13 protein-coding genes are annotated in these 12,817 nt (G+C 70.8%); 4 read left to right on the forward strand and 9 right to left on the reverse strand.

Going from position 1 to position 12,817, the window contains the following annotated elements; all coding sequences use genetic code 11:
• The first annotated feature begins 70 nt into the window (after positions 1-70).
• Positions 71-469 carry a hypothetical protein gene (locus ACFPQ9_RS13730; RefSeq protein WP_380852042.1) on the forward strand — a complete coding sequence of 133 codons (399 nt, stop codon included), beginning with the start codon at positions 71-73 and terminating at the stop codon, positions 467-469.
• A 59-nt stretch (positions 470-528) separates the two neighbouring features.
• The gene (locus ACFPQ9_RS13735; RefSeq protein ID WP_380852045.1) at positions 529-1,110 is read left to right on the forward strand and encodes an RICIN domain-containing protein; all 582 of its coding nucleotides are present in this window, start codon (positions 529-531) and stop codon (positions 1,108-1,110) included.
• A 97-nt stretch (positions 1,111-1,207) separates the two neighbouring features.
• On the opposite strand, the gene ACFPQ9_RS13740 is transcribed toward ACFPQ9_RS13735, so the two are convergent.
• From ACFPQ9_RS13740 to ACFPQ9_RS13750, 3 genes are all read right to left on the reverse strand, one after another.
• Positions 1,208-2,038: a pectate lyase gene (locus ACFPQ9_RS13740; protein ID WP_380852048.1), complete on the reverse strand. Its 831-nt coding sequence runs from the start codon at positions 2,036-2,038 to the stop codon at positions 1,208-1,210.
• A gap of 86 nt (positions 2,039-2,124) precedes the next feature.
• On the reverse strand, positions 2,125-2,982 hold the full coding sequence (locus ACFPQ9_RS13745) for a hypothetical protein (RefSeq protein ID WP_380852051.1): 858 nt from the start codon (positions 2,980-2,982) through the stop codon (positions 2,125-2,127).
• Complete coding sequence (locus tag ACFPQ9_RS13750) at positions 2,979-3,548, reverse strand: SigE family RNA polymerase sigma factor (protein WP_380852054.1); 570 nt, start codon at positions 3,546-3,548, stop codon at positions 2,979-2,981. The genes ACFPQ9_RS13745 and ACFPQ9_RS13750 overlap by 4 nt, the downstream gene beginning before the upstream one ends.
• Before the next feature lie 259 nt (positions 3,549-3,807).
• Here ACFPQ9_RS13750 and ACFPQ9_RS13755 point away from each other — a divergent pair, with 259 nt between their 5' ends.
• On the forward strand, positions 3,808-5,259 hold the full coding sequence (locus ACFPQ9_RS13755) for an NCS2 family permease (RefSeq protein WP_380852057.1): 1,452 nt from the start codon (positions 3,808-3,810) through the stop codon (positions 5,257-5,259).
• A 69-nt stretch (positions 5,260-5,328) separates the two neighbouring features.
• Here the strand turns inward: ACFPQ9_RS13755 and ACFPQ9_RS13760 are convergent, their stop codons facing one another.
• The 6 genes from ACFPQ9_RS13760 to ACFPQ9_RS13785 form a co-directional block, all read right to left on the reverse strand.
• Positions 5,329-6,771: a peptidoglycan D,D-transpeptidase FtsI family protein gene (locus tag ACFPQ9_RS13760; protein WP_380852060.1), complete on the reverse strand. Its 1,443-nt coding sequence runs from the start codon at positions 6,769-6,771 to the stop codon at positions 5,329-5,331.
• A 55-nt stretch (positions 6,772-6,826) separates the two neighbouring features.
• Entirely contained in the window at positions 6,827-7,489 is a 663-nt protein-coding gene (locus ACFPQ9_RS13765; protein WP_380852063.1) for a response regulator transcription factor, read from the reverse strand.
• Complete coding sequence (locus ACFPQ9_RS13770; protein ID WP_380852066.1) at positions 7,486-8,742, reverse strand: sensor histidine kinase; 1,257 nt, start codon at positions 8,740-8,742, stop codon at positions 7,486-7,488. The genes ACFPQ9_RS13765 and ACFPQ9_RS13770 overlap by 4 nt, the downstream gene beginning before the upstream one ends.
• A complete protein-coding gene (locus ACFPQ9_RS13775) occupies positions 8,739-9,743 on the reverse strand; it encodes a hypothetical protein (protein WP_380852069.1) in 1,005 nt (334 codons plus the stop codon). Before ACFPQ9_RS13775 ends, ACFPQ9_RS13770 begins: the two co-directional genes overlap by 4 nt.
• Positions 9,744-9,823: 80 nt before the next feature.
• Positions 9,824-10,294 carry a GNAT family N-acetyltransferase gene (locus tag ACFPQ9_RS13780; protein WP_380852072.1) on the reverse strand — a complete coding sequence of 157 codons (471 nt, stop codon included), beginning with the start codon at positions 10,292-10,294 and terminating at the stop codon, positions 9,824-9,826.
• A gap of 4 nt (positions 10,295-10,298) precedes the next feature.
• Positions 10,299-11,072 (reverse strand): IclR family transcriptional regulator, encoded by a 774-nt coding sequence (locus tag ACFPQ9_RS13785; protein ID WP_030956770.1) that lies wholly within the window; start codon positions 11,070-11,072, stop codon positions 10,299-10,301.
• A gap of 140 nt (positions 11,073-11,212) precedes the next feature.
• Between ACFPQ9_RS13785 and ACFPQ9_RS13790 the strand changes: the two genes are divergently transcribed.
• Entirely contained in the window at positions 11,213-12,742 is a 1,530-nt protein-coding gene (locus ACFPQ9_RS13790; RefSeq protein WP_380852077.1) for an aldehyde dehydrogenase (NADP(+)), read from the forward strand.
• Positions 12,743-12,817 lie beyond the last annotated feature (75 nt).

Below are 12,817 nucleotides of genomic sequence, written 5' to 3' on the forward strand. Positions count from 1 at the left end.
TGCCCGATGCTCGGTTCACCAGGTCGCCGCCGCAGCGGTCGGCCCTCAACTCCCGGACAGGGAAACGGACATGAGCCAGACGCACACCACGAACATCCTCACCCGCAAGAACAAGGTGGGCCTGGGCCTCGCCATGGCCCTGGGCCTGTTCGACATGACCAATTTCCTCAGCATCCCGGCCGAGAAGTCGGACGTCCCGGGGCCGCCGACGGCGATCCTCCTCGCCGACGGCGTTCTCGGCGTGATCACGGTGCTGGCCGTCATCCACGCCTGGCGCAGGGCCGACCGGACCGCCTCCCGCGTGGTCGCGGGGACGCGGATCCTGTCGGCGATCGCCGCGCTCCCGGCCTTGTTCGTCACCGGTGTCCCGGCCTGGGTGGTGGCCGTGGTCGCGCTCTTCGTACTCGTCAGCGTCGTCGTCATCGCTCTCGTCCTGGCCCGGCCGGCACCCGACGTCACCACTGCGTGACAACACCCCAACGTGACAACACCCCTACGTGACACACGACTCGGAAAGAGAGACCACTCATGGGAAACAGCATGACGCGGCGCATGGCGCGTGCCACGGCACTCCTCGGCGCCACGCTGGCCAGTGCCTTCTGGGGACTCACCGGGCCGGCCCACGCAGCCCCGGTTCCGGACAACGCCTACTTCCAGGTCAGGCCCGAGCACAGCGACAAGTGCCTTGATGTCGCCGACATCAGTCATGCCCCGGGCGCGGACGTGATCCAGGGCGACTGCTGGAACGGCTGGAACCAGCAGTGGCGGATCGAGCAGCTCGACGGCGGCTGGTACTTCCAGATCAAGCCGCGACACGCCCCCGAGATGTGCCTCGACGTGGCGAACGTCAGTCATGCCCACGGCGCGGACGTGATCCAGGCCAGGTGCTGGGGCGGCTACAACCAGGCATGGGGCTTCTTCAAGGTGGTGAACGGAAACCCACAGCTTGTGGCGAGGCCTGAGAGCGGGACGTACTACCAGATCCGTCCACGGCACAGCCTCCTGTGCCTCGACGTGGCGAACATCAGCAAGGCCCATGGCGCGGACGTCCTCCAGGCCGACTGCTGGAACGGCCCCAACCAACGCTGGCGCTTCGTGCCGGCGCAGTAGTCGCAGGGACCGAACGCCCCCGCCGGTCGTCACCGGTGGGGGCGTTCCACTGCTGCCCGAAGGGGGGTTCAGGCCAGCAGGCCGGTGGCCAGTGTGCTCACTGGTACGTGATGTCAGATGACGAGAACCTGCAGGAGGTTCCGTCCGCCCCGGTACCGATTTCCTTCGGTTCCTTGCCGCTGCTGTTGCCCTCGAAGCGGGTGCAGGTCTTGATCTTCTTGCCGCTGTCGCCGTGGATACGGATCTTGCGCAGCGCGGCCGTGTCACCGTAGTTGGAGTTGATGCCGACGATCGACTTACCCGGCGCGGTGACGTCCACGTCGTTGATGATGATCGTGCGCTTGTACTGCGTGGAGCAGTTGCCGCAACTGCGCACCAGCTTGCCGAAGTTCTCGACCTGGAACTTGGTCACGACCAGCTTCCCGGCGCCGTTGAACTGGAGGACCTTGTCGTCGGCGTTCTTCGCGCCACCGCCGTGGACCGTGTACACGGCCGACGACGACTTGCCCTTGAAGGTGGCCGCGTCCTCGCCGACATCCAGCCACCACACGTTCTGCAGGGTGCAGGAGCCCTTGCAGTGGACGCCGTCGGCGGCCGGGCTGCCGATGACGACGTTCTTGAGGACCGCGCCGTCGGCCAGTTCGAAGATCGGGTCCTGGCCCTCCTCCTGGCCGCTGCCGCCCAGGTCTCCGGTGCCGTAGAACTTCGCCAGCCCGCCGTCGTAGGTGCCCGACACCGGGATCGTCTTCGACACCGGCTTGCTGCCGTTCGGCGTCGGCCAGGACGTGGCCGCCCCGGCCGTCGACAGGAGCGAGGTCGTGACGACGGCCGCGCCGGTGATGCCGAGTGCGGAGACGCCGGCGATCACGGCCCGCCGCTTGGTGACCTTGCGGCGGTGCCGGACGCGCTGTTCGGTCTGTGCAGTCATGAACCGGTCTTCCTTGCGTGGAGGGGATCCTTGCGTCTCCTGGTCGCCACGCGTGCGGGAAGGGTTGCCGGTCCGGCGGGACTTCCTTACGAATCCTCGTCCGCCGACGGGTCGTTGACGTCGTGCGACGCGAAGTCGCCCGCCACGGAGAGCTGTTCGCCGTCCGCCGTGGCCGTCATCGCGTAGCCGTCGTCCTTCGCGTCCCGGCCGCCGCGCTCATGGTCGTACTGCCCCGCGAACACCCACGCGCCCGCGCGGACCGTACGGCCCTCCTTGAGCACCCAGGTGTAGACGAGGAAGCCGTCCTTCTCCTCGACCCTCAGCGTGAAGTCGTCCTCCGGCAGCGAGCGCCAGGCGCCGGTCGAGGTGACCCCGCCGGTCTGCGCGACCTTCAACCGGACGGTGAGCGCGCTGAGTTGCTCGCTGGTGCGCAGGGTCACATTGCTCTGCGCCCAGAAGTCGTTGCTGTGCGGGTCGACCGATCCGTCCGACCACAGCGGGCCGTCCCTCTCGCCCTCGGCGGCGGGCGGCTCGGGCGTGGCGCTGGGCCGCCGGGTCGGTGCCCGGTCCGTCTCGCGGGACTTCGGCGGCTCCTGAGTCGCCGGATCCGCCGACGGGCCGGGCGGGACCGGGCCGCGGCTCGTGGTGTCCGGGGACGGGGCGGGCGTCGGCGACGTGGCCACCGTCTGCCGCGGGCCGTCCTCCTTCACGGCGGACGCCACCGCGTAGCCGCCGACCGCGAGCACGCCCGCCACCGCGGCCGTCGCGGTCACCACCCGGAACCAGCCGTACACCGGCGGACGCGTCGCCCGGTGGTCGGGGCGGGTCTGCTCGGCCATTCCGCGTTCTACCCGGGCCAGGATCCGCTCGCGGTCGGGCTCGTGCCCCTCGGCCGCCTCGTGCAGCCGGGCACGCAGTTCGTCGTGCACGTCCCGCCGCATCATCGGTTCCTTCCTCCGGCGTCCCCGGTGCGGGCCATCGCCACCGCATGCATCCTGAGGGGAGCGCCCCGTGTGCCGAGCAGCCGTTGCAGCTCGGCCATTCCCTTCGACGTCTGGCTCTTCACCGTACCGACCGATATGCCCAGGGCGAGCGCGGTGTCCTTCTCGGACAGGTCGAACGCGTGCCGTAGCACCACACAGGCACGTTTGCGGAACGGCAGTGCACGCAACGCCTCCTGGACGTCGACGACACCCGCGACGTCCGGGTTCTCCGCCCTCTCCTCGCGCTGCGACCAGAACAGGGCCACCCGCCGGCGCTCCCGGACCGCGCTGCGGATCCTGGTACGGGCCAGGTTGGCCACGACCCCACGGGCGTACGCCACCGGATGATCGGCCGCGCGCACCCGGTCCCAGCGGTGCCACAGAGCGAGCAGCGCGTCCGCCGCCAGGTCGTCGGCGGCGTCCGCCTCGCCCGTCAACAGATGGGCCAGACGCGAGAGTTCGGCGTAGTGGCGCTCGAAGAAGGCGTGGAACTCCACGGCGGCGTCGTCGTCGACGACCGTGCCCACGGGCGACCCCTCCTCCTGCGAAGTGGCGTGTGGATGACGTGTGATCGTCCGGCGATCGTTTCGCGATCATCCGGTCGGGATCCGGAAGCGTAGCAGCGTTCGAAGGCGCTACTTGTGCGAGGTCTCGAACGTCGTGTGGTACCTCGCACGTGAACAGCCCTGATTCCGTAACACGAAGAAAACCTGAAACGCGTTCAACGTGGGAACAATCCAGCCAGCATCCGCACACCGATCCGTCAGGCAACAAGGAGTTACCGCCATGTCCGAACCGCAGAAGGTGGCCGACCGGTCAAGTACCCCACCGCCAGGCGCGAACAGCGTCGACCGGTACTTCAGGATCTCCGAACGGGGGTCCACCTTCGCCCGTGAGATACGGGGCGGCTTCGCCACGTTCTTCACGATGGCCTACATCCTTGTCCTGAATCCCCTCATCCTCGGCAGCGCGAAGGACAAGTTCGGCGACCAGCTCGACGCGGTCCAACTCACCACCGCCACCGCCCTGGTGGCCGCCGTCATGACGATCATCATGGGCGTCGGCGGCAACCTGCCGCTCGCGCTCGCCGCGGGCCTCGGTCTGAACGCCGTCGTCGCCTTCCAGATCGCCCCGCTGATGGCGTGGGACGACGCGATGGGCCTGATCGTCCTCGAGGGCCTGCTGATCTGTGTGCTGGTGGTGACCGGGCTGCGCGAGGCCGTCATGCACGCCATCCCTCAGCCGCTCAAGCAGGCGATCAGCGTGGGCATCGGCCTGTTCATCGCCTTCATCGGCTTCGTCGACGCCGGGTTCGTCAGCCGGATCCCGGACGCCGCGAACACCACCGTGCCGGTTCAGATCGGTGCCACCGGTCAGCTCACCGGGTGGCCGATCCTCGTGTTCTGCCTCGGGGTCCTGCTGACGATCGCGCTGCTCGCCCGCAAGGTGAAGGGCGCGATCCTGATCAGCATCGTGGCGATGACGGTCGTCGCGATGATCATCAACTCGATCGCCGACATAAAGGCCTGGGGCCTGACCACACCCGCGTGGCCGGACAAGATCGTCGACACCCCGGACTTCGGACTCCTCGGCGACTTCAGCCTGTTCGGGGCGTTCGGCGAGACCACCGCCATCACCGTCGTGCTGCTGATCTTCACGCTGGTGCTGTCCGACTTCTTCGACACCATGGGCACGGTCGTCGGCGTCAGCGCGGAGGCCGGTCTCCTCGACGAGGACGGCAAGGTGCCGGGCCTCGGCCGGGTGCTGCTGATCGACGGTGCCGCCGCGGCGGCCGGCGGTGCGGCGTCGGCCTCCTCGGCCACGTCCTACATCGAGTCGGCGGCGGGTGTCGGCGAGGGGGCCCGCACGGGCTTCTCCAACCTGATCACCGGCGGCCTGTTCGCCCTCGCCCTGTTCCTCACGCCGCTGCTCACCATCGTCCCGCTCCAGGCCGCCGCGCCCGCGCTGGTCGCCGTGGGCTTCCTGATGATGACGCAGGTCAAGCACATCGACTGGGACAAGTACGAGATCGCCATCCCGGCGTTCCTGACCATCGTCGTCATGCCGTTCACCTACTCGATAACCAATGGCATCGGCGCCGGTTTCGTCGCCTTCGTGCTGATCAAGACGGTGCTCGGGAAGGCCAAGGAGGTCCACTGGCTGATGTGGGGGACCTCGGTGCTGTTCCTGGTGTACTTCGCGATCAATCCGATCGAGCAGATCCTGGGAGTCAAGTGAGGGGCGCTGCGCGGCCGGTGCGGGTTCGTCGTGGCTGGTCGCGCAGTTCCCCGCGCCCCTGAAGGGGCGCTATCGCAACGCCGCCTCCATGACAGCCTTGGCCACGGGGGCGGCCAACCCATTGCCGCTGACCTCCGAGCGGGCCGCGTCCGACTGTTCGACGAGGACCGCCACGGCGACCTCCTTGCCGTCGGCCTTGCCGTAGGAGGTGAACCAGGCGTACGGCGTCTTGCTGTTGTTCTCGCCGTGCTGGGCGGTGCCCGTCTTGCCGCCCACCGTCGCGCCGGAGATCCGGGCGTTGGTGCCCGTGCCGTCCTCCACGACCGTCTGCATCGCCGACTGGAGCTGCTCGGCGGTCGAGGAGCTGACGATCTCCGTGGTGTCGGCCTGGTCGTCGTAGTTCTCCAGCGCGTTGCCGCCGCTGTCGGTGATCTGGGACACCATGTGCGGCGAGACCAGCTTGCCGTCGTTGGCGATGGCGGCCGACACCATGGCCATCTGCAGCGGCGTCGCGGTGACGTCGAACTGGCCGATGCCGGACAGCGCGGTCTGCGCCTCGTCCATGTCCTCGGGGTAGACGCTTTCGTACGCCCGCACCGGCACGTCCTGCGTCGCGTCGTTGAAGCCGAACTTCTCGGCCGTCGCCCGCACCTTGTCCTGGCCCAGGTCGACGGCCAGGCTGCCGAAGACGTTGTTGCAGGAGTACTGCAGAGCCACCCGGATCGAGGCGTCCTCGCAGGGGGCCGACGGGTTCTCGTTGGTCAGCTTGCTGCTGGAGTCCGGCAGCGGATACGGATCCGGGCTGTCCGTCTTCTCGTCCACCGACGAGTACAGCCCGTCCTCCAGCGCGGCCGCCGCCACGACCAGCTTGAACGTCGAACCCGGCGGCAGCGGCTGGCGCAGCGCCCGGTTCGTCATCGGCTTGTCGGCGTCCTTGGTCAGCTGCTTCCAGGCGTCCGAGTCGCCGGTGGTGATCCGCGACGGGTCGTACGACGGGGTCGAGACGACCGCGAGGATCTTCCCGGTGGCCGGGTCGATCGCGACGGCCGCGCCCTTCTTGTCGCCGAGCGCGTCGTACGCCGCCTTCTGCACCTGCGGGTCGATCGTCGTGATCACGTTGCCCGGCTCGGACCGCTTGTTGGTGACCGTGTCCAGCACGCTCTTCAGCCGGTTGTCGGTGCCGTCGAGCAGGTCCCGGTAGATGCCCTCCAGCTGGGTGGCGCCGAACGCCTGCGAGCTGTATCCGGTCACGGCGGCGTACAGCGAGCCGTCCGTGTACGTCCGCTTGTACGCGAGGTCACCGCTCTTCGTGGGCGCGGAGCCGGTGACCGACTTTCCGCCCACGACGATGTTGCCGAGCGGCTCGCTGTACAGCGCGATCGTGTTCCGTCGGTTGTCCTTGTCGTCCGCGAGTGCCTGGCCGTCGTAGAACTGCACCCAGGTCGCCCTGACCAGCAGAGCCAACACCAGCAGCAGCGTGAAGACGGACGCCCGCCTGATCGTCTTGTTCATCCCACTCCCAAGGACGATCAGCTTGGGGGCAATCGTTCCCTTGCGCCCCGTTTTCTCATCGGGCGTTCATGAAGCCCGCCTCGTACGCGGCGATCACCGCCTGGGTGCGGTCCCGGGTGCCGGTCTTCGCCAGAACCGCCGCCACGTGCGATTTCACGGTCGCCGGACCCACCTCCATCCGCCGCGCGATCTCCGCGTTGGTCAGGCCCTGCGCCATCAGCCGCAGCACATCGCTCTCCCGCCCTGTGAGCCGTGCCACCCAGGGCGGCGGCGCGGCGTACGCGCGCGCGTGCTCGGCCGCCAGGGCGCGTACCGCCGACGGGAACAGCAGCGTGTCGGTGTGCGACACCAGCCGTACGGCCTGCACCAGTGCGTCGGCCTCCGACCGCTTCAGCAGGAACCCGGCGGCACCGGCGCGCAGGGCGTCGTACACGTAGGAGTCGTTCTCGAAAGTGGTGACGACGACAATGCGGGGCGGATCGTCGAGCGTGGCGAGGATCTGCTCGGTGGCCCGGATGCCGTCGATCTCCGGCATCCGGACGTCCATGAGGACGACGTCGGGCCGCCGCTCCCGCACCACCGACACCGCCTCGGCCCCCGTCGACGCCTCGCCGACCACCTCCAGGTCCGGCTCGGCGGACAGGATGGCGCGCAGGGCGGTGCGCACCATGCGTTCGTCGTCGGCCAGGACGATCCGGACGGGCGGTCTCGTCGTCATGCGGGTCCCTTCATGGGCAGTCGTACATGCAGCCGCCAGGCCCCCTGCGCGGGGCCGGCCTCGGTGGTCCCGCCCAGCAGCCGGGCCCGGTCGGCGATACCGCGCAGACCATGACCGCCGCCGGGGCGGCAGGACGGGGCGCGGTCCAGCGGGTTCTCGACGGCGATCTCCAGCTGCCCATCGGTGATCTCGACGCGCAGGGTCACGCTCGTGCCGTCACCGGCGTGCTTGAGGGCGTTGCTCAGCCCCTCCTGCACGATGCGGTACGCCTCGCGGGAGAGGACCGGGGGCAGGGCCTCCGGGTCGATGCCGACGGTGGCGGTCACCCGCAGCCCGCACGCGCGCGTGCGCCGCAGCAGGCCGCTGAGGTCACCGGCGAGGGTGGGCGCGGGGGCCGTACCGGGTGCGTCGCCGTCCCTCAGCACGCCGAGCACGGCGTCGAGTTCGCCGACCGTGCGCCGGGTCGTGTCCTCGATCGCGGCGAGCGCCTCGCGGACGAACTCCGGGTCGGTGTCGAGGACCCGGCGGGCCGCGCTCGCCTGGAGGGTGACGGCACTCAGCGCATGGCCCACGGAGTCGTGCAGTTCGCGCGCGAGCCGGTTGCGCACGGCGAGGTCGGCGGCGCGCGCCTCGGCCGCCGCCAACCGGTCCTCCGGCGCCGGACCGAGCAGGGCGGGAGCCCAGCGGGCCAGAAGCGTGCCGGAGACCGCCGCGCAGCCGGCCAGCGCCAGCATCGTCGCCACACCCGCGACCGGCGCGAGCGCCAGGACCCAGGGGTGGTCGAGGGACGCGGGCAGCTCGACGAGCTCGTCCCCGCCCAGCCACACGAGCAGCGGCAGCGCGGTGAGGAACCCGGCGAACGGCGGCACCGCCAGCGACATCCCCGAGACGATCCCGCCGAACCCTAGATGCAGCGTGAACCAGGCCGCCGCACGCCTCTTCGCCGCCCACGTCCGCGCCGGGCCGTAGGCGAGCCGGTCCCGCTCGACACCGCACAGCGCCCGCACGGCACCCGACTCCAGCGGCCGGGTCAGCGGGAACACGGCGGCGGTGACCGCGGCCAGGGGCAACCCGACGGCGAAGGAGAGGAGTTGGAGGGGCAGGTCGTTGAAGAGGTACCGGGAGTCCATGGCGGGGCCCACGACCAACTGGCCCACGAAGACGTACGGCATGGCGAGCGCGCCGCCGAGGATCAGATGGATCCAGCGCAGCCGCGCCCGCCGCCCGAACAGCCGGCGGACGAAGTCGCTCACGCCGTACGGCACTTGGCCCTCGCCGAACGCTCCGCGAGAAAGTGGACGCCCAGGCTGGCGACGAGGATGCCGACGATCATCTGGCCAGCGTAGGTGAGGTTCATCAGCTGCGTCGGGCGGTCGGCGAGGTCGTCGACGCCGCCCAGCGAGGCCAGCGACAGCCAGCCGCCCCAGCAGGCGACGGCGGCCGAGCCGACCCAGGCGAGGGCGAGCGGCACCAGGACGGGCAGGGTGCGCCCGCGGCGGAAGGCGAGCTGCCAGGCCCCCGCGACGGCGGCGGTGAGGAAGACGACGTACATGACCTCCAGGACCCGGAAGTCGGCGGTCACGTCGTCCGCCCGGCCCTCGCTGAGCCCGGCCGTGCCGCCGCAGGCCCACCACAGGTGCACGGTGAGCGGGAACAGCGCGAGAAGCCCGGCGGCGACCGCGGTCGCCCTCTGGGCCGAGCCGAGCACGCCGACCGGCAGCTCCCACACCCGCCCCCGCCACAACTGCGCCCAGCGGTCCCGGGCGTACAGCGCGAACAGCGCCCCCAGCGCGAGCCCCTGCACGATGAACCCGCTGTACACGACCCCGAACACCCACTCGTCGAGGAAGGGCTCGCCCGCCGGACCGCGGTGGCCGCCCGCGCCGAACGCCCGCACCACGAGCTGGAGCGGAAACCCGGCCATGATCGGTGCGAGCAGCCCGGTGGCCACCCAGGCGGGGAGGACGAGCAGCCACGCGGGCACCCGCAGCCCCCACGGCCGGGTCAGCACCAGCGCGAGCACGATGACGGCACTGTCCAGCAGCACGGAGAGGCTGTTGGCCACCGCCATCGACAGCCGGTGCTCCAGCAGCGCGCTGCCGTCCGGGATCCCCAGGTGACTCCCGGCGATCCAGGCGGCCTTGAGCCCGAGATACGGCACGCAGGAGACGATGGCGACGGCCCGCAGCACCCGACGGGGCCGGCTGAGGACGGCGGTGTCGAGGGCGGGCGCCGGGGAGAGTGTCTGCGTCATGCCCCCACGCTCCCGCGCGACGGCACGGGTCCACCTCCTGCGCGACGCTGATCCCTCTCCGCCGCGCGGGGGAGGCCCGCTCAGCCCGCCAGCGCCAGGACCAGCTCGTCGATCTCCTCGCCGCGCGCGTTCGCGAAGCCCCTCGCCTGTGCGGTCACCCGGAACCCGCATTTGCGCAACACCCGCAGCGAGCCCTCGTTGTCCGCCGCCGCCCGTGCGTACAGCGGGCGTTCGGGCACCTCGGCGAGCAGCCCGCGCAGGGCGGCCGTGGCCACGCCCCGGCCCCAGTACGCGCGGTCGACCCAGTAGGTCACCTCCCGCTCGCCGGGCTCCCCGTACACCGCCGCGCTGCCCACCACATCACCGTCGGCCAGGATCGTGCGCAGCACGTCCGCGGAGGACCGGATCCGGCTCCAGTGTGCGTCGAAGGCGTCCCGGTCGGCCGGGTCCTTGGGGGTGAAGGCCGCCATGTGCAGGGCCTCCGGGTCGTTCATCTGCCGGTAGAACACCGGCAGATCGCTGTCGTGCACCTCGCGCAGTTCCACATCCATGGAGTCAGAGCCTACGAGTGGCCAGTGTCAGTCGGTCCCGCGCGTCGAACAACGCGTCCTTCACCATCTGTTCGTGCGCGGGCGTCAGCCGGGCCACCGGCACCGAGCAGCTGATCGCGTCACGGGCGGGGGTGCGGTACGGGATCGCCACGCCGAAGCAGCGCAGGCCCAGGGTGTTCTCCTCGCGGTCCACGGCGAAGCCCTGCTCGCGGACCTGGTGGAGCTCCTCGATGAGCTTCTCGCGGTCGGTGATCGTGTTCTCGGTCAGCGCGGGCAGCGTCTCCGGGAGCATCTTGCGGACCTGCTCGTCCGAGTAGGTGCTCAGCAGCGCCTTGCCGAGGGAGGTCGAGTGCGCGGGCAGCCGGCGGCCGACCCGGGTGAAGGGGCGCAGATAGTGCTGGGACTGCCGGGTGGCGAGGTAGACGACGTTCGTGCCGTCCAGACGCGCCAGGTGGATCGTCTCCGTGGTGTCGTCCGAGAGCCGGTCCAGGGTCGGGCGGGCCGCCGCGACCACCTCGTCGCCGTCGATGTACGACGTGCCGACCAGCAGCGCCCGTACGCCGATGCCGTAGCGGGTGCCGGTCGCGTCCGTCTCCACCCAGCCCAGCTCGACGAGCGTGCGCAGCAACATGTAGAGGCTGGACTTGGGGTATCCGACGGCCTCCTGGACCGCCGCGAGGGAGTGCATGCCGGGGCGCCCGGCGAAGTATTCGAGCAGTTCAACCGTCCGTACCGCGGACTTGACCTGCGCCCCGCCGCCCGTCTCGCCTGCCGACATCGCCCGTGACCCCTTCGTTCGACGAGAACCCAGAGTTATAGTCTCCGACAGCGTATTCATCATCAGAGACAGTGTTCAGTATATCGAACACCCCTGGTGGATGACCCCGTACTGCGGCATTACATGTGGAGGGACCCGCGGTGGCAGCAGCACCAGTCTGGAGTGTCGACCCCCGAACCGGGAAGCAGCGTGAACAGGTTGCGGTGGAGGCCACAGCCCAGGAGGTGGACACCGCCGTCCGCGCCGCGCACGAGGCCCGCGGCTCCCTCGCCGACCGCACGGTCCGCTCGGCCTTCCTGCGCACCGCCGCCGACCGGCTCCAGGCGGCCAAGGACCAGCTCGTCGAGGCCGCCGACGCCGAGACCGCGCTCGGCCCGGTCCGCCTCACCGGCGAACTCGCCCGCACCTGCTACCAGCTGCGGGCCTTCGCGGACATCGTCGACGAGGGCGCCTTCCTCGACGTCGTCATCAACCACCCCGACGACACCGCGACCCCGCCCGTCCCGGACCTGCGCCGCTACAAGGTGCCCCTCGGCGTCGTGGCCGTCTACTCGGCGTCCAACTTCCCCTTCGCCTTCTCCGTGGCCGGCGGCGACACCGCCAGCGCGCTGGCCGCGGGCTGCCCGGTCGTCGTCAAGGCCCACCCCGACCACCCGGCGCTGTCCGAGCTGGTCGCCAAGGTGCTGCGGATCGCCGCCGCCGAGCACGGCATCCCGGCCGGCGTCGTCGGTCTGGTGCACGGCTTCGAGGCCGGCCTCGAGCTGATCAAGCACCCGCTGGTCACCGCGGCCGGCTTCACCGGTTCCGTACGAGGGGGCCGTGCCCTCTTCGACGCGGCCGCCGCCCGCCCGGTCCCGATCCCCTTCCACGGCGAGCTGGGCTCCCTGAACCCGGTCGTGGTCACCGACGCGGCCGCGACCGAGCGCGGCGAGGAGATCGGCACGGGCCTGGCCGGGTCCATGACGCTGGGCGTCGGACAGTTCTGTGTGAAGCCGGGCCTGGTGCTGGTGCCGTCCGGCGCCGCCGGCGACGGCCTGCTGAAGTCCCTCACGGACGCCGTCAGCGACACAGACGCCGGGGTCCTCCTCGACCACCGGATGCGGGACAACTTCATCGCCGGGGTCGCCGAGCGCACCGAACTGCCGGACGTGCAGTCGCCGGTGACGCCGGGCGCGGGCGGCGAGCACACGGTCAGCGCCGGGTTCCTGACGGTCGCGGCCGGCAAGCTCGCCGAGGAGGGCGCCTACGACCTGCTCCTGGAGGAGTGCTTCGGCCCGGTCACGGTGGTCGCCCGCTACGACGACGACGCGCAGGCGCAGGCCGTGCTGTCCCGGCTGCCCGGCAACCTCACCGCGACGGTCCACCTGTCCGCCGAGGAGGCGGCCGGTGCGGGACGTGGGGCGGAGATCCTCGCGGAGCTGACGCCGCTGGCCGGGCGTGTGCTGGTCAACGGCTGGCCGACGGGTGTCGCCGTCGCGCCGGCCCAGCACCACGGGGGCCCGTATCCGGCGACGACGTCGACCTCCACGTCGGTGGGCGGCACGGCGATCGAGCGGTGGCTGCGGCCGGTGGTGTATCAGGGGGCGCCGGCTGCGCTGCTTCCTGCGGAGCTTCGGGACGAGAATCCGCTGGGGCTGCCTCGGCGGTTCAACGGCGCGTTGGAGCGGTAGGCGTCCGCCGGGGGTGCCGGGGGTCGGCCGTCGTAGGGCTGCGGCGCCGTCGTGGCTGGTCGCGCAGTTCCCCGC

Source organism: Streptomyces coerulescens (genome assembly GCF_042657965.1).
GTDB classification, from domain to species: Bacteria; Actinomycetota; Actinomycetes; order Streptomycetales; family Streptomycetaceae; genus Streptomyces; species Streptomyces coerulescens.